16 protein-coding genes are annotated in these 16,267 nt (G+C 63.6%); 2 read left to right on the top strand and 14 right to left on the bottom strand.

The window, feature by feature from the left end; genetic code table 11:
* Positions 1–8: 8 nt before the first annotated feature.
* From MUO32_RS00865 to MUO32_RS00890, 6 genes are all read right to left on the bottom strand, one after another.
* Positions 9–794: an SDR family NAD(P)-dependent oxidoreductase gene (locus MUO32_RS00865; RefSeq protein ID WP_257946350.1), complete on the bottom strand. Its 786-nt coding sequence runs from the start codon at positions 792–794 to the stop codon at positions 9–11.
* A complete protein-coding gene (locus MUO32_RS00870) occupies positions 794–1,726 on the bottom strand; it encodes an SMP-30/gluconolactonase/LRE family protein (protein ID WP_257946351.1) in 933 nt (310 codons plus the stop codon). The genes MUO32_RS00865 and MUO32_RS00870 overlap by 1 nt, the downstream gene beginning before the upstream one ends.
* On the bottom strand, positions 1,723–2,757 hold the full coding sequence (locus tag MUO32_RS00875; RefSeq protein ID WP_257946352.1) for an NAD(P)-dependent alcohol dehydrogenase: 1,035 nt from the start codon (positions 2,755–2,757) through the stop codon (positions 1,723–1,725). Before MUO32_RS00875 ends, MUO32_RS00870 begins: the two co-directional genes overlap by 4 nt.
* Positions 2,754–3,743 carry an ABC transporter permease gene (locus tag MUO32_RS00880; protein ID WP_257946353.1) on the bottom strand — a complete coding sequence of 330 codons (990 nt, stop codon included), beginning with the start codon at positions 3,741–3,743 and terminating at the stop codon, positions 2,754–2,756. Before MUO32_RS00880 ends, MUO32_RS00875 begins: the two co-directional genes overlap by 4 nt.
* A gap of 2 nt (positions 3,744–3,745) precedes the next feature.
* Entirely contained in the window at positions 3,746–5,251 is a 1,506-nt protein-coding gene (locus tag MUO32_RS00885; protein WP_257946354.1) for a sugar ABC transporter ATP-binding protein, read from the bottom strand.
* A gap of 85 nt (positions 5,252–5,336) precedes the next feature.
* Positions 5,337–6,329: a substrate-binding domain-containing protein gene (locus MUO32_RS00890; RefSeq protein ID WP_257946355.1), complete on the bottom strand. Its 993-nt coding sequence runs from the start codon at positions 6,327–6,329 to the stop codon at positions 5,337–5,339.
* Positions 6,330–6,479: 150 nt separating this feature from the next.
* On the opposite strand from MUO32_RS00890, the gene MUO32_RS00895 reads away from it, so the two are divergent.
* On the top strand, positions 6,480–7,175 hold the full coding sequence (locus MUO32_RS00895) for a GntR family transcriptional regulator (protein ID WP_257946356.1): 696 nt from the start codon (positions 6,480–6,482) through the stop codon (positions 7,173–7,175).
* Positions 7,176–7,303: 128 nt separating this feature from the next.
* Here the strand turns inward: MUO32_RS00895 and MUO32_RS00900 are convergent, their stop codons facing one another.
* Positions 7,304–8,668, bottom strand: coding sequence for an amidase (locus MUO32_RS00900; RefSeq protein ID WP_257946357.1), 1,365 nt, complete (start codon positions 8,666–8,668; stop codon positions 7,304–7,306).
* On the bottom strand, positions 8,665–9,267 hold the full coding sequence (betI, locus tag MUO32_RS00905; RefSeq protein WP_257946358.1) for a transcriptional regulator BetI: 603 nt from the start codon (positions 9,265–9,267) through the stop codon (positions 8,665–8,667). The genes MUO32_RS00900 and betI overlap by 4 nt, the downstream gene beginning before the upstream one ends.
* A gap of 100 nt (positions 9,268–9,367) precedes the next feature.
* Here betI and choX point away from each other — a divergent pair, with 100 nt between their 5' ends.
* Complete coding sequence (choX, locus tag MUO32_RS00910; RefSeq protein ID WP_257946359.1) at positions 9,368–10,306, top strand: choline ABC transporter substrate-binding protein; 939 nt, start codon at positions 9,368–9,370, stop codon at positions 10,304–10,306.
* A 65-nt stretch (positions 10,307–10,371) separates the two neighbouring features.
* Here choX and MUO32_RS00915 read toward each other — a convergent pair whose 3' ends face one another.
* The 6 genes from MUO32_RS00915 to MUO32_RS00940 all read right to left on the bottom strand — a co-directional run bounded on the left by MUO32_RS00915 (position 10,372) and on the right by MUO32_RS00940 (position 16,143).
* Positions 10,372–11,160: an inositol monophosphatase family protein gene (locus tag MUO32_RS00915; protein WP_257946360.1), complete on the bottom strand. Its 789-nt coding sequence runs from the start codon at positions 11,158–11,160 to the stop codon at positions 10,372–10,374.
* The gene (locus tag MUO32_RS00920) at positions 11,157–12,176 is read right to left on the bottom strand and encodes a sugar phosphate isomerase/epimerase (RefSeq protein ID WP_257947138.1); all 1,020 of its coding nucleotides are present in this window, start codon (positions 12,174–12,176) and stop codon (positions 11,157–11,159) included. The genes MUO32_RS00915 and MUO32_RS00920 overlap by 4 nt, the downstream gene beginning before the upstream one ends.
* Before the next feature lie 45 nt (positions 12,177–12,221).
* Positions 12,222–13,280, bottom strand: a complete 1,059-nt coding sequence (locus MUO32_RS00925; protein ID WP_257946361.1) for an ABC transporter ATP-binding protein — start codon at positions 13,278–13,280, stop codon at positions 12,222–12,224.
* A 2-nt stretch (positions 13,281–13,282) separates the two neighbouring features.
* On the bottom strand, positions 13,283–14,071 hold the full coding sequence (locus MUO32_RS00930; RefSeq protein WP_257946362.1) for an ABC transporter permease: 789 nt from the start codon (positions 14,069–14,071) through the stop codon (positions 13,283–13,285).
* The gene (locus MUO32_RS00935; RefSeq protein WP_257946363.1) at positions 14,068–14,952 is read right to left on the bottom strand and encodes an ABC transporter permease subunit; all 885 of its coding nucleotides are present in this window, start codon (positions 14,950–14,952) and stop codon (positions 14,068–14,070) included. Before MUO32_RS00935 ends, MUO32_RS00930 begins: the two co-directional genes overlap by 4 nt.
* A gap of 72 nt (positions 14,953–15,024) precedes the next feature.
* Positions 15,025–16,143, bottom strand: coding sequence for an ABC transporter substrate-binding protein (locus tag MUO32_RS00940; protein WP_257946364.1), 1,119 nt, complete (start codon positions 16,141–16,143; stop codon positions 15,025–15,027).
* Between the last annotated feature and the right edge of the window lie 124 nt (positions 16,144–16,267).

Here is a 16,267-nt window from a genome sequence, read left to right on the forward strand (position 1 = left end):
CCTTCCGATCAATCGGGAATGATGATGCCGAGCTTGGAGAGGACGCCGCCGTCGATCTTGATATCGGCGCCGGTGATGAAGCGGGCCTTGTCGCTTGCGAGGAAGGCGACGAGATCGGCGACCTCGGCCGGCTTGCCGACGCGGCCGAGCGGATGGCCACGGCCCCAGGCGTCGAGCGTCGCCTCGGCCGTGCTCTCACCTTTCCAGATATCCGCCGCCCAGCGCAGCATGGGCGTGTCGATCGAGGCGGGGCAGACGGCGTTCACTGTGATGTTATCAGGCGCATGGTCGAGCGCCATGGCGCGCACCAGCGCGTTGATGGCGCCCTTACTCGCCGTGTAGGCGGCGACGCCCGCCTGCGAGGCATAGGCCTGCACGGAGGAGATGGCGACGATCGCTCCGCCGCCGCGCTTCTTCATTTCCGGGATGGCAAATTTCGCGGCGAGGAAGAGGCCTTTGACATTGATATCCAGCACGTCGTCCCAGACCTCGACCGGTGTATCGACCACCGTGCCGTAGCGCTGGATGCCGGCGCAGCAGGCAAGCACGTCGACGCCGCCGTGGCGCGCGACCGCGGCCGCAACGGCAGCCGCCATGTCGTCCTTGCTGCGCACATCGCCGACGAAGCCGGCGGCGCTACTGCCGATCGCCGCCACCGCGTCATCGACCGAAGCCTTGTCGTTGGCGACGATCAGCACCTTGCCGCCGCCCGCCGCGAAACGGTGTGCGCAGGCAAGCCCCATGCCGAGGCTACCACCGGTAACGATGATGCTCTTGCCGTCAAATTCACTCATCATGCTTTCTCCGAAACGGAAGGATTTTGGCCACAGGCCCCGAATTTCGGCTCGGCGAGACCACGCCCGACGCCTTCGACGGCAAAGAGCCCGCCTTCCAGCGGATGCGCATCGAGATGGTCGGCCGACATGGTGAAGCGCGCCGAGGTGACATAGAGGGTGGAAAGATCCGGCCCGCCGAAGGTGCAGCTCGTCGGCCAGCCCGCCGGTAGTTCGACGACGCCGACGAGACCGCCATCCGTGTCGAAACCTGCGACCGCCGCGCCGCCCGCCACACGGCAGTTCCACAGCCGATCCTTCGCATCGAGGCAGGAGCCGTCCGGAAAGCCACGCGGGAAACCGGCCGCGAGGGTGCGCCGGTTGGCAAGGGTCCCGGTGGCGACATCGCAATCGAAGAGATAGAGCTCGTTCGCCAGAGTATCGGCGAAGAAGAAGCGGCCATCCTGCGTCCAGGCCATCGTGTTGGTGATACCGTATACGTTCGGCGTCAGTTGTGCGACCTGGCCGCCCGCATCGATGCGGTAGATGGCCCCGGCATTGCGGTCCATATCCTTTGGCGACCCGTCGGGATGGAGATTGCTCTGCATGGTCGACACCCAGAAGGTACCGTCCGGCGCGACGCGCCCCTCGTTGAGGCGGTTGTCCGGCAGATCCGGCTCCGGCACCGCGAACTCCTCGAAGGCGCCGCCCGGCAGCCACAGGCAGACAGTGCGGCGCAGGCCGACGATGAAGCCACCATCCGCCCGCATGCCGATGGAGGTGACGAAATCGGGCGTCGGCCAGACATCGTGGCGGCCGCTGGAGGGTTCCAGCCGATGGATGCGCCGGCCGACGATATCGACCCAGTAAAGCGCGTTCTCCTCACCCGACCAGACGACGCTCTCACCGACGGTGTCCTGCGCATCGAGGAGCAGGGAAATCGTCATCTTCATGGCAGCACCACCGATTTGATCGAGGACGGATCGTCGCTCGCCTTGGCAAGCGCCGCCGCCGTTTCCTCGAGACCGAAACGGTGCGTGATGACGGATTTCAGATCGACAAGACCACTTGCGGCCAGTTCGATCGCCCTCGGATACATGCCGGCATAGCGAAAGACGCCGTGGATCGAGAGCTCCCGCTCCATGGCGGGCCAGAAATCGACGGAGGCAGCGCCCGTCGGGTTTATGCCGACCAGAGCAAGGCCGCCGCGCGGACGGATACGCGGCAGGGCGCGCGTCACCGCCATCGGCGCCCCGCTGCATTCGATGACGGCATCCACCTCGGCAATCGTCTCATAGGCCGGATCGGCTGCCGCATCATGCGCCTCGAAACGCGGAAAACGGGCGACGAGGCCGATACGCGCCGGGTTGATGTCGGAAAGGATGATGCGCGTGGCCCCCCGCGCCGCCGCCGCCTGCCCCGCCAGAAGCCCGATCGGACCGGCACCGACGATCAGTACGGAGCTGCCCGGCTTGAGGTCGAGCCGCTCCGTCGCCCACAGTCCCACGGCCAGCGGCTCGATCATTGCCGCCTCCTCGAAGGAGAGGCTGTCGGGAATGACAAAGGTGAAGTCGGCCGGATTGACGACTCGCCGCGCGAATGCCCCGTGATGGGGAGGGGTCGCCATGAACACCACGTCGCGGCAGAGATTGTAGGCACCCGACCAGCATTGCTCGCAATGGCCGCACGGCCGCTGCGGCTCCAGCGTCACGCGGTCGCCGGGCTTGAGATGCGTAACCGCACCGCCCGTCGCGACGACCGTACCCGCCGCTTCGTGACCGAGCACGATCGGCCGGTCGCAGACGAGATTGCCGATGCGGCCATGGCGGAAATAGTGCACATCCGATCCGCACACGCCGACAGCGGCGACCTCCACCACCACATCGTTCGGACCCGCGGCCGGCTCCGGCCAGTCCTGCAACTCGACATGGTTGGGCGACAGGAGCACGGCTGCCCGGTTCGGCCTTGTGACGTTGAGGTTCATGTGCGCCCCCGCATGCGCTTGATGCTGATGATGTTGACCATGACGGCGACGAGGATGACGACGCCGCGCACGATACCCTGCGCGAAAGGATCGACGCCCATGAGGACGAGACCGTTGACGAGGGCTGCGATGAACACCACGCCGAGCAACGTACCGAGCATGGTGCCGCGCCCGCCGAACAGGCTGGTTCCGCCGACGACGACGGCGGCGATGATGTCGAACTCCAGGCCGGAGGCCGCGCCACTGTTACCGGAGCCGAGGCGGCTTGCCATCAGGATGCCCGTCAGTGCCGCCAGCGCGCCGGTGATGGCGAAAACGAGGATGCGCACCCGCGCAACGGGAATGGCCGAGAGGCGCGCGGCCTCCGCATTGCCGCCGACCGCGTAGACGCTGCGGCCGAAGACCGTGCGCGTCGCAACGAAACTGAAGATGGCAAAAAGGATCAGCATGATGACCGCGGGCGTCGGAATCCCCAGGAACCAGCCCGCACCGAGGCGCTGAAAGCTGAAATCCATGATCACGATCGGCACGGCATCCGACATGACCTGCGCCGTACCGCGCAGCCCGAGCCAAAGCGCCAGCGTGACGATGAAGCTCGGCACGTCGAGGAAGGCGCGCAGCACGCCTGTAAAGCAGCCGATCAGCGCGCCAAGGACGATGACGATCAGCGCAGCGACGGCAAGTGGTACGCCGGATTGCGCCAGCGAGGCGAGAAGCACGCCGGCAAAGGCGACATGCGGACCGACGGAAATATCGATCTCGCCGCTGATCAGCACCAGCGTCATGCCCCAGGCGATGATGCCGACGAAGGCGGCATCGCGGAGAATATTGAGCTGGTTGGGCAGCGTCATGAAATTCGAGGCGAAAGCCGCCAGGAAGGCGTAGAGCACAAGGATGGCGACGAGGAGGCCGATCTCGTTGGCACGCCCGCTCAGGAAGTGTCGCAGATCGAATTTCTGATAGGATTCGGATTGGATAGGGGCCATCGTCAATGCACTCCGTGTTCGCCCGTCGTCAGGTCGGCCAGCGTCTCCGTGCGGATCGCCGACCCCTCCACCTCGCCCGTTATGCAGCCGCCACGCAGAATCAGGACGCGGTCGCAGACCTCGCAGAATTCCTCGATCTCGCCGGAGACGAAGACGACGGCGAGGCCGTCGGCGGCGGCATCCCGCATCAGCTGGTAGATCTGCCGCTTGGCGCCTATGTCGACGCCGCGCGTCGGCTCGTCGAGCAGCAGGATGCGCGGCGCGGCATTCAGTGCCTTACCGATGACGACCTTCTGCTGGTTACCGCCGCTGAGATTGCCGAGCGCCTCGCCGGGATGGGCAAGCTTGATGCCGAGCGAGCGGATCGATGCGGTAACCTTCCTGCGCATGGCCGCCCGGTCGATCACGCCACCACGCGAGACCGACCCCCAGCTCGCCATGACCAGGTTCTCGTCGATGCCGAGCATCATCACGGCGCCCTCGCCGCGACGATCTTCCGGCGTCATGAAGATGCCGTTCGCCCGCGCCTCGCGCAGGCTCGTCGGCCTGAAGTCTCTGCCGGCAAGCGTCATGGAGCCGCCATGGGCGGCGCGCAGGCCGGCGATGGCCTGCAGGAGCTCCGTGCGGCCGGATCCGAGCACGCCGGCGATGCCCAGCACCTCGCCGGCCCGAATCTCCAGGCTCGCGTTTTCGATGCGCGGCGCAACACGAAGGTCGCTGATCGTCAGCAACGGGGTAAATTTACCCGGCTGGCCGAAGATGCGTGTGCTACCGCCTTCGCCCTGCGCGCTGCCGAGCAGCATGTCGACGATCTCGCGGTTCGAGACATCGGCAACCGGTGCGGTCGCGATATGGCGGCCGTCCCGCATGATGGTGACGGAATGCGCCACCTTGCGGATTTCATCCATGCGGTGGGAAATGTAGATGATGCTGGTGCCCTGTTCGGCGAGCTGCCGCACGACACGGATCAGCGTTTCCGCCTCCTGGGCGACGAGCGAGCTGGTCGGCTCGTCAAGAATGAGCAGGCGGGCGCCCTGGCTGAGGGCGCGCGCGATCTCGATGAGCTGGCGCTCCGCCACGGAGAGGCGCGCCACCGGCTGGCGTGGATCGAGATGAAGGCCGAGCAGGGCCAGTGCATCATGTGCTTCGCGCTGCATCCGGCGCCAATCGACGCGCCTGCCGCGGGTCGGCCAGCGGCCGAGGAAGACGTTTTCCGCGATGGAAAGCTCCGGCACCACGCTCAATTCCTGATGCACAGTGGCGATGCCGGCCCGGATGCCATCCATGGGCGCGCGCAGCGCGACGGCTTTACCATCGATCAGGATCGTACCCTCGTCCGGCCGTTCGACGCCGGCGAGAATTTTTACCAGCGTCGATTTGCCCGCGCCATTCTTGCCGAGCAGGGCACGGACTTCGCCCCGCGCCAGGGCGAAGCTCACGTCCTCCAGGGCGACAACGCCGGGATACGCCTTGGATATTCCGCGCATATGAACGAGCGGTTCGACCATGGGGACCATGCCACTGACTGCGATTGAAAAAGAAGGAAGGCCGCGGCAAGCCGCGCCCCTCCTCCGGGAGGAAACAGAACCAGCATCAGGGGATGCCGTCGGGCCGCGCTTCCAGCCAGGACTTCACCTTCTCCGGATCGGACGACAGGAACATTTCCGTCGGCACGATGGTCAGATAGCTGTCGACCGCCTCGCCCTTGATGGCCTTCAGCGCTATGCGCACAGAATCCTTGCCCATCTGCTGCGGCTGCTGGCCGTTGGTGGCGATCAGCGTTTCGGGCGCGTTGATGAGATATTGCGCGAGCTGCACGCTGATATCGTTGCCGAACACCACCGCCTGCCCCTGGCGGCCCGAGGCCATGATGCCCTGGATGGCGCCGATCGTGCCATTGTCCGTCGTTGCGAACATGGCGTTGATCGCCATGTCGCCGGTCAGCATGGTCGTTGCCGTCTCGGTCGACTTGCCCGGCTCGAACCCCGCCTGGTCGGCCGCCCATTCGACGCCCGGAACCTTCTCCTCCACGGCCTTCTTGAACCCGGCCTTGCGCTGGACGCAGGCTTCGTAGACGTCGCAGTTCAGAATGCCGAACCGGGGCTTGTCGATCCCCTTACCCTTGAAGTAGTCGCCAGCGACGAGGCCGACATCGTAGCCGAGCTTGTACTGGTCGGTCGTCACGAGCGCCTTGACGTATTTCTTGGCGTCCTCGTCGTTCACGCAGGTGTTGTAGCAGACCACCGGTATACCGGCCTCCGCCGCCTGCTTTACGACCGGCACGGAGGCGGTGGCCGACACCGGGGACATGATGATGGCGCCGACCTTCGAGGAGATCAGCGTGGAAGCAAACTGCGCTTCCTTGGCCGCATCGCCCTGGGAATTCTGCCCGAGCAGGCGCACGCTTTCATCACCGGCACCTGCCTCGATGCCCTTCTTGATGCCGCCATAAAAGCCCTGCGCATCAAGGTACAGGGCGCCGATCGTCAGATCCTCAGCGCTTGCCGCGCCCGCCATGAATACGGCCATTCCGGTAGATGCAATGGTCCGCACGATAGCGGGCCGCAACTTGCCATGCAGTGTCATCGGTCTCCTCCCAAATGTCTTGCATTCTTGTATGCAAGATTCCGGCAATGGTCAAGCTTCGACATTGGTACGAGTGGAATATCTTTGTTTCCCGGGTTATCCTGCGCGTGCGGGCGATTTGCATGCAAGAAAACAAGAGGTGTTCAACCCATGACGCGTGACACGAAGATTTCGGCGGCGGAGCATTGCTACCGTACCCTTTCACGAAAGATTATCGGGCTCGAGCTGAAGCCGAACGAACCGATCGGGGAGCATGCGATGGCCGACCTCCTGGGCGTCAGCCGCACGCCGGTGCGCGAGGCGCTGTCGCGGCTTTCCGCGGAGGGGCTGGTCGATATCCGGTCGCGGGCGGGCGTCGTGGTCGCACCGATCCGCATGGACGCGGTGCGCACGGCACAGTTCGTCCGCGAACAGCTCGAACTCGCGATCGTGGCGGAAGCGGCGCGGCAATCGAACCGCCGCATCCTGCTTGGCATCCGCCAAGCCATCGAAGAGCAGGCGCTTGCCATCCAGGAAGACAATCCGGATTTGTTCTTCGAATGCGATGAGCGCATGCACGCGCTCTATTGCAGCCTGGCCGGCCGCGACGGGGTCTGGGGCTTCATTTCCGATGCGAAGAAGCACATGGATCGCGTCCGTCGCCTGTCGGTGCAGGCAGGCCAACTCGACCAGCTCGTGCAAGATCACCAGGAAGTACTGGATGCCGTGACGAGCGGTGACGTGGACCGCGCCCAGGAAGTGATGAAACTGCACCTGCGGCGGGTCATGCTGGATCTCAGCGAACTTTCGCGACGGTTTTCATCCTTCTTCGCGCAAGAAGCGATGCGCACTTCAAATGAGCAATGACGGCCGACCACCTGCCGGCCACAGATGCATTGAGAATTTCAGCCCATGTACCGCTGCCCGGCGTGGCCGATATTTCCATCGAGAATTGCCCGATGATTGAAACTTCCCTCGCATGCCTTCAGGCGGGGCTATCTCGCCTCTTCCAACTGTGCAGCCAGCTGCAGAACCAGAAGATCGCCTCCCGGCTTGCCACTGATTTGCACCCCGATAGAAAGACCCGACGTGCTCGCGAACCACGGGCAGGACGCCGAAGGTTGACCTGAAATATTCGAGGGTGTCGAAAACGGTGCGAAACCATAGCCCGCCTCGTTCCAGGCATCCACGCCATCGAAACTGGTGAAGGCCAAGGTGCCCACCTTTGGCGGGTTCGCCGCCAGGGTCGGCGTCAACACGATATCGATCTCCTGCATGGAGCCAAGATAGCGGGTATTGTAGCCGATACGCGCCGTTTGTGCCGCTGCATGAGCCGCAGGGCCGCCGGCTTTCGCTTTCTCCAGCAGATGCCACGTCAGAGGCTCGAGCTCCTCACGCTCGGGACTGCGTCCTATCTCCCGCGCCCTCTCATCCACCAGCTTCACGATGTCGAAAATCCAGAGGTCGTCGAACCATGGCGCGGACAGGCCTTCAGGGTAGACATACTCGAACACGTCGTGCCCAAGGCCCTCAAGAAGCCGCGCTGCATCGCTCAACGCCTGCTGCTGCTCCGCACCGGATCTGCGGCCCATGGGATCGACCGCGCTGATGCCGATCCTGAGGCGGCCTGTAGGTTGGTGGAGGGCCTTGAGGTAGGAGCCTCCTTCGGGTTTTCGGCCCGCGGTAATGTCAAGCGAGGCTGCGCTGTCGCGAACCGATCGGGTGACGACATGGTCGGAGTTAAGGCCTCCGGCAATTTCGGCGAAGTAGGGACCAACGGGATTGAGACCAGCCGTCGGCTTGAACCCGAAAACACCGCAGCAGGCGGCCGGGATCCGGATGGAGCCGCCAAGATCGGTGGCGTGCGCAATCGGCACCATGCCGGCGGCCACCGCTGCCGCTGCACCGCCGCTGCTTCCGCCGACCGTCAATCCGGGCGCACGCGGGTTTTTCGTCGTGCCGTAGGCGCGCGGCTCCGTCACGAACTCGGCTGCGAATTCAGGCGTGTTGGTCTTGCCGAGGATGGACAGCCCCGCCTTGCGCCAACGATCGACCATGAGGCTGTCAGGTCGTGCAGCCGCATCGCGGAAGAACGCCGAGCCGAAGGTCGTTGGCATGCCGGACGAATAGAGGTTGGCGTCCTTCAAGAGAAACGGAACCCCATCGAGCATGCTGCGGATTTCAGAAGAGCCGTCCCGGATGCCATCAAAATTATAGCGGATCACGGCGTTCAGATCGGGATTGCGGCTTTCGATCACCCCGATTGCCGCCGCCGTGACCTGCTCGCGGGACACCTCTCCTCGCGCGATCAGGTCTGCAAGCGCCACCCCGTCCAAAGCGCTGTATTCCCATTCCTTCATTGCCCCACCTGCCCGCGCGAAAGCTGTGCAACAAGTTGAAGGACATAGTCCTTGAAGATCGGAAAGGCATTTTCGGTGGTGATGCGGCTGGTCGGCTGTGCCGCCTTCACCCAGAGCCCGTCGATCATGGCGAGAAGGCAATTCACGCCGAATTCGATCCGATCAGCCGGGATGAGGGAGCGCAGGCAATGGGCGATGTTGCTGGCCAGCCGCCTTTCATAGATCGACTGGAAACGCATCATCTCGGGATTTCCGGCAAGGCTGGCCCACAGGGCGAACCACGTCGTCGCAACAGCGGGCTGAAATTGCGCGGGCTCGAACTGAGCGGAGGCGATAGCCAGCAACCGTTCCATCGGCGTCCCTGCACCACGAAGCCGCTCAACGGTCGCCCGTGACAGCTCGCGGTTCAGATGGCGCAGGACCACCGTATAGAGCGCATCCCGGCTACCGAAGTAATGGGTGATGAGGCTGGGGGAAATACCAGCCTTCATGCCGATCTGTCGGATGGAGCTCTGTTCGATCCCGAATTCGTGAATGGTTTCAATGGCGGCAGCGATGATCTGCTTCTGCCTAATGGGTTGCATGCCGACCTTTGGCATCCCGTGTCCTCCTGCATGACACAGGCATTTTGCATTTTTTATTGATCGCGCCAACAAAAAAGATATTATTGTTGGCACGATCAATAAAAAAGAGGGAACCATGAAAACTCACGTCCTTTTCGCCAGCGTTTCGCTCGCGCTTCTGGGTTCTGCTGCGTCCGCCTGGGCGGAGCCGGAAAGCTGCCAGAAGGTCCGCCTTTCCGATCTTGGGTGGACGGACCTCGCCTTGACGAACGCCACGGCATCCCTGCTGCTGAACTCACTGGGATACGAGACCGAGCAGACGCTTCTCGGCCTTAACGTCACCTACGAGATGCTGAAGACCAACCAGGTCGATGTCTTTCTCGGCAACTGGCTTCCCGTGCAGGAGGAGCAGTTCAAGTCCTACTTCGATGACGGGGACGTCGAGGTCATCGTGACGAACCTGACGGGAGCCAAATTCACGCTCGCAGTGCCGAGCTATGTCGCCGAAGCGGGTGTCAAATCCTACGACGACCTCGCCGGACACGCCGACAAATTCGACGCCACAATCTATGGGATAGAGGCAGGTTCCAATCAGCCCCTGCTCGACATGATCACCGCCGATCGCCACGGATTGAAGGATTGGCAGGTCATCGAATCCAGCGAGACCGCCATGCTCACGCAGGTCGACAAGATGACCAAAAGCAACGAATGGATCGTGTTCCTGGCCTGGGAACCGCATCCGATGAATATCAACTACAAGCTCACCTATCTGAACGGCGGCGATGCGGAATACGGCCCGAACTACGGCGGCGCGACGGTGCGCACCATCGCCCGCAAGGGATACGCCAAAGAGTGCCCGAATGTCGCGAAGCTGCTCAAGAACCTGACATTCCATCTCGACTACGAGAACATCGGCATGAATGCGATCATGACCGATGGCGCCGACCCGGCCGAAACCGCGAAGAGGCTGATCGCCAAGCGGCCGGAGATTCTTGAAAAATGGTTGGCTGGCGTGACGGCACGCGACGGCGGAGATGGCCTGCAGGCTGCCCAGGACGCATTGTTGGCAAGGTAGATGACTACGGTGCCGAGCGAAAGCTCGGCACCGGGCCATCGCGCAGGGGCGTTTCCACGCCTCCATCAATCCCGACGCAGGAGGTCCAAGGCCGCACGGTGGATTTCCGCGTTGGCCGCCATCAGCACGGTTTCATATTGCGGGGCGTCGATGAGCAGCCGACCGTGCCAGTCGGTTACGACACCGCCGGCCGCCTCTACGATCGGCATTTGCGGAAGGATGTCGTAGTCGAAGACGTTGCTTTCGACGAGAAGGTCGATGCCGCCGAGGGCGAGCAAGCCGGCGGCGTAGCAGTCATGCGAGAAGCGGCTGAAACGGACCTTTGCGGCAAGGGCGGCGAAACGCTCGTGGTGCGAGGGATCGAACTGCTCCAGGGCTGAAGTGTAGAGGATGGCTTCGCCGAGCCGGATTTGGTCGCTTGTGCGGATCGGCGCACCGTTGAGGGTCGCAGTGGCATGTGTGCCAAGCCAGCGTTCGCCGGTGATCGGCTGGTTGATCAGGCCGAGAACGGGCTTGCCCCGGTGAAGCAGCGCGATCTGCGTGCCGAAGGCGAGCGAGCCGGAGAGGAAGGATTTCGTGCCGTCGATCGGGTCGAGAACCCAGATCCATTCGGCATTGGTCCGGCACGCGCCGAATTCCTCGCCCCTTATGCCGTGCTCGGGGAATGCCGCCTCGATCATGCCGCGCATGACCGTTTCGGCATCGCGATCGGCGATGGTGACGGGGCTGGCATCGGCCTTGGCATCGACCGGAATTCGCTTGCGGAACCACGGGCGGATCACCTCTGCGGCGGCATCCGCCATGGCGTGGGCGATCGCCAGAAAAGCCGGCGGGCAGGTGGTTTCAGCATTCATCCTTCGGTCCTTTCGGCTTCTTGCGCGATATCCTCGAGCATGGTCCGGATCGTTTCCACCTGCCGCTGGGCGGCGACGGCCTCGCGGCTGAGACGCGCCGCGAGATCTCCCGGTCCGAGATCGGTGAAGCTCGCCGTTCGGTCGGGAATGAAGGGATCCGGCCCATCCGAGGGCCGGCGTAGCGCCGGGGCGAAGTAGCCCTCCTCCTCCTCCAGTCCGAAGGCGAGAATCTGCGAGCGGTCTTCACCGAGCAGAAGCAGATCCACGAACATCGCCTGCATCGGCAGATGGCCCGCGCCCGAGACACAGGCCAGATGCGCCCAACCACCGCGATCCGGCTCGACCAGGCAGTCCTTGACATGAACCTCTGTGATGTAGGGAGCCTGGATCGCGAGAGCCGGCATCGGCAACTCGTAGGCATTGATCATGTTACCGAAATCGAAGAGCAGGCTGAGGCGTGGATTGGCAACCGCTTCAATGATGTGAACCAATTCCTGCGATTTCAGGTCCTCGTGCTGCTCCAGCGTGTAGCGCAGCTGGCCCTCCGGATCGAAATCTGTAAGGCGCCGGAGGTCGGCGATCGTCCAGTTGATGATCTGTGACACCCGTCCCTCGTAGCGTGGGTAGCACCGCAGCGAGGTCGCGCCGGTGGTGAGCGCGATGCGCACGGCATCGGCAAGGCCGCCCTCCTCCGTCGTGCTGGTCTCGACGTGGAGTTCCAGTCCACGCGCCTTTAGCTGCGTTGCTAAAGCGGCGAGCGTGTCGTCATCCATGCGGCTGAGGCTGGCCTGCTCCCCATCGTCGACATGCAGCTTGAGACCGGAAAGGCGCTGCGCTGCGGTAAAATCCGCGAGCCGCAGCGGCGTCATGCCGCCGAAACGCATATTGAGATGAAAGGCATAGGCATGGGCAAAAAGCGGCGCACCGCGCGCACGCGCGGCAAGCCGGGCTCGGCTTGCCGGATCCAACGCGGCGATTGTCTTGCGCCAGTCCGGCGGCTCAAGGCTCCACGGCATTTCCGTCACGATATCGGTTCCTCCATAATTCAGGTTACGCATCCTTCAGGCGGCGAGCACCAGAAGGTCGCGATCCGAGATGCTCACCTCGACGGACGCGCCCACGGCCGGCGGCGGCCGGTCGGGCTGGTTGAACGTGTCGAGGGACAGGCTCTGGCCGCCGACCGTGACGCGAATGCGGATCACCGAACCGAGGAAATGCACCTCGGCGATGCGACCGGCAAGCACCACGTCGTGCCCCTCGGTCCGGCCAAGCGCTACCGTTTCCGGCCGAAGCGCCAGGCTGATGCGTTCACCGGCACGGGCAGACAATGGCCGGTTCAACACGACGGGCACCTCGCCGAGGCGAACGCGGCCATTGGCCGCCTCCACCACATCGACATCGACGAGATTGAGCGTGCCGACGAACTCCGCGACGAAACGGGTCGCAGGACGATTGTAGATATCGAAGGGCGTGCCGACCTGGTCGGCGATCCCTTGGTGCATGACCACAATACGATCCGATATGGAGAGCGCTTCTTCCTGATCATGTGTGACGAAGATGGTGGTGATGCCGAGGTCCTGCTGGATGCGACGGATTTCCTCGCGCAGACTGATGCGGATCTTTGCATCGAGCGCGGAGAGCGGCTCGTCGAGCAGCAGCACCTGAGGACGCGGCGCCAGCGCCCGGGCGAGCGCCACGCGCTGCTGCTGGCCGCCGGAGAGCTGGAAGGGATAGCGGGCGCCGAGTTGCGGCAGGCCGATCAGTTCCAGCATTTCCGCAACGCGCCGCGCGATCGACGCCTTGTCCTCACCCGCCACTTTGAGGCCGAAGCCGATGTTTTCCGCCACGGTCAGGTTTGGAAAGAGCGCATAGGCCTGGAAGACCATGCCGATCTTGCGCCGATTTGCGGGAAGGCCCGTGACATCCCGGCCATCGATGCGAATTGCGCCCGATGTCGGCGTCTCGAAGCCGGCGACCATGCGCAGAACCGTCGTCTTGCCGCAGCCGGAGGGGCCGAGGAAGGAGACGAACTCTCCCTTTTCGATGCCGAGATTGAAATCCTTGACGACGCGGGTCGCGCCGAAGGCTTTTTCCAGGTGATGGATGTCGAGAAAGGCCATGGTCAGCGCCTCGCGGTGGAGAATTTGGAGAATCGGGTGACGAGCTGGATCAGTCCCATGCAGGCCCAGGTGATGGCGAAGGCGACAACGGCAAGCGCCGAGGGCTCATAGGCCCGGTTGCCACCCATCCAGACCATGTAGGGTCCGAAGGAATTGACGTTCAGCAGGGCGGCAAAGACATATTCACCGATGACGATCGCGAAGGTCAGAAATGCACCCGACAGGACAGATACGAAAACATTCGGCAGGATTACGACCGTGAGGATGCGCGCCCAGCCAGCCCCGAGCGACTGTGCCGCTTCGGTGAGACTGGCGATGTCGATGGTGCGCAGGCCTGTGTCGACCGAACGGTACATGTAGGGCAGCGCCAGCGTCGCATAGCCGAAGAGCAGGAGCAGGTTGGTGCCCAACCAGGTTCCCGTCAGCGGCAGGATGGAGGAGGTATTGTAGATGCGGATATAGCCAAAAACGATGACGATAGGCGGAATGACCAGCGGCAGGAGCGTGATGAACTCGATGACGGGCCTGAGGCCAGGAAGTCGGAGCCGCACGAAGTAAGCCGTCGGCACGACCAGGAGGATGCCGAGCACGATGGTCAGCAAGGCCAGCACGACCGAATAGAGGAAGGTCTGTTGGAACTGCGGATCGGCAAGCACGATGCGGTAGGCTTCGAAACTGTATTCGCCGCGCTTCATGCGCATCGAGAAATCGACCATGCCGGCGAGCGGCAGCAGGAAATAGATGCCGCCGAGCGCGACGGCGAAGAGAGACCAGAAGCGCTTTCCAATCATTTGACCCACCGTTCGGCACGCATGCGCAGAAGGATGTAGATGCCGTTGGCGATTGCGGTGAGCGCGATCATGCCGAAGGCGATGGCATAGCCGAGATGCGGATCGTTGAGCACGTCGCCGCGGATCTGCGCGAAGAGCACGATGGGCGCAATCGAGAGCGAGGAGCCGGTGAGCGCGATAGCCGTGGCGACGGCGCCGAACGCATTGGCGAAGAGCAGGGCCAGCGTGCCGAGCAGCGAGGGCCACAGCACCGGCAGCGCTACCATCCGCCAGTATTGCGCACCTGAAGCCCCGAGGCTTTCGGCCGCCTCGCGCCATTCGCGGCGAAGGCCTTCCAGCGCGGGCGTGATGATCAGCACCATCAGCGGGATCTGGAAATAAAGATAGGTCAGCGCCAGCCCGAGGAACGAGACGATGCTGAAGCCGGAGCCGTAGAGATTGATGCCGAACCAGTTGCGCAAAAGCATGGTCACGAAACCGAGCCGGCCGAGCGTTGCGATGAAGGCGAAGGCGAGCGGCACGCCGGCGAAGTTCGAGGCGACACCCGAAAAGGTGATGATGCCGTTGCGAAGCCAGCGCGGCAGGTCGCCGAGCGTGATTGCGGCGGCGATGAGGAAGCCGAAGAGACAGCCGAGCGCGGCAGTCAGCAGGCTGAGCTCGATGGAGATCCAGAAGGCCGACCGGATGGAGGGCGAGAGCAGCTTGCCGAGATTTTCCAGCGTCACCTGGCCTTGCGGGTTGCGAAAAGCGCCGATGACGATGTTGAGCGTCGGCAGGATCAGGAACAGCGTGGCGAAGAGGAAGAACGGAGCAACCCCGATCCAGTGAATAAGTTGCCGCGGCCGCAAGGCCGCCGGCAGAGAAGCGGCGCTTGTCGTCATCGGATGTTTCCTGCGGGGAGGACTTGGCCGGAGGCTTCGCGAGAAGAGCAAAGCCTCCGGCCGGATGCGGGCTTACTTCACGTTGGCGCCGACCACCTTGTCCCAGCCTTCGACGATCGCGCTCTTGTTGGCGTCGAGCGCCTCAACGGACGGGAAGATCGCCTTTTCATAGGCTTCGGCAGGCGGCAGCTTGTCGAGCAGCTCCTGCGGGAATTTTCCGGCCTTCAGCATGGCGTTGAAGCGCGCGGGATGGCAGTAGCCCTTCAGCCAGCCGGTCTGGCCCTCGTCGGAATAGAGATATTCCATCCAGAGCTTGGCGGCATTCGGATGCGGCGCATAGGCCGAGATCGCCTGTACGTAAACGCCCGCCACCACGCCGGTCGCCGGCACGATGACGTCCATCGGCGGATTGCCGTTCAGCGCATCGCGCCAGGACAGCAGGTTGTAGTCCCAAGCGGCAATGATCGGCGTCTGGCCCTGTGCGATGGTGCCGGCCTTGCCGAGCACAGGCACGAAATTGCCGGCCTTGTTCAATTCGGCGAAGAGTTCGAGACCCTTCTTGCCGGAGTCCGCGCCGGGCTCGGCACCGCGCGAAATGCCCGCCGACATCAAGGCAAGGATTGCCTGTGCCGAGGAGCGCGGATCGCCGGTGAGCGCGACGGAACCGGAATATTCCGGTTTGGTGAGGTCCGACCAGTCGGCCGGCGGGGTCTGGATCAGGTCCTTGTTGATGCCGAAGGCCATGACGCCATAGTAGTCGCCGTACCAGTAGCCGTCCGCGTCCTTGATGTTGTCAGGGATCTCGTTCCAGGTCGCCACCTTGTAGGGCTGCAAGAGGCCTTCCTTCGTGGCCGCCGGCGCAAAGGCGAGGCCGAGATCGACGACGTCGGGCGCCTGCGAGCCCGTATTGCCCTTGTTGGAGCGGATCGCCTCCAGTTCGTCGGCCGTGCCGGCGTCGGGGTTCAGTTCGTTGACGGTGATGCCGGGATACTTCGCCTTGAAGCCTTCAATAACCTCGCCGTAGTTGCACCAGTCATGCGGCAGGGCGATGACGGTCAGCATGCCCTCCTTCGTGGCGGCATCGACGAGATCCTGCGGCGCCTCGGCGCGGGCAAGGCCCGGCAGCGCGGCGGCGATGGCAAGCGTGGAAACGAAAGCCGAGCGGGCGGCATGCGATAGGCGCGTTTTCATGAAGTCCTCCTGTTGACCGTCTGCGACGGCGCGTGAGCGTTGACTGTCTGTCGGTCTCTGCATCCGGCCGCGACCGCGGTCCGTGCATTCCGGTTCCCCCGCACTCTGTCTGCGTCCTTCGGGG

The sequence above is a fragment of the Shinella sp. CPCC 101442 genome, from assembly GCF_024704725.1.
Lineage (GTDB): Bacteria > Pseudomonadota > Alphaproteobacteria > Rhizobiales > Rhizobiaceae > Shinella.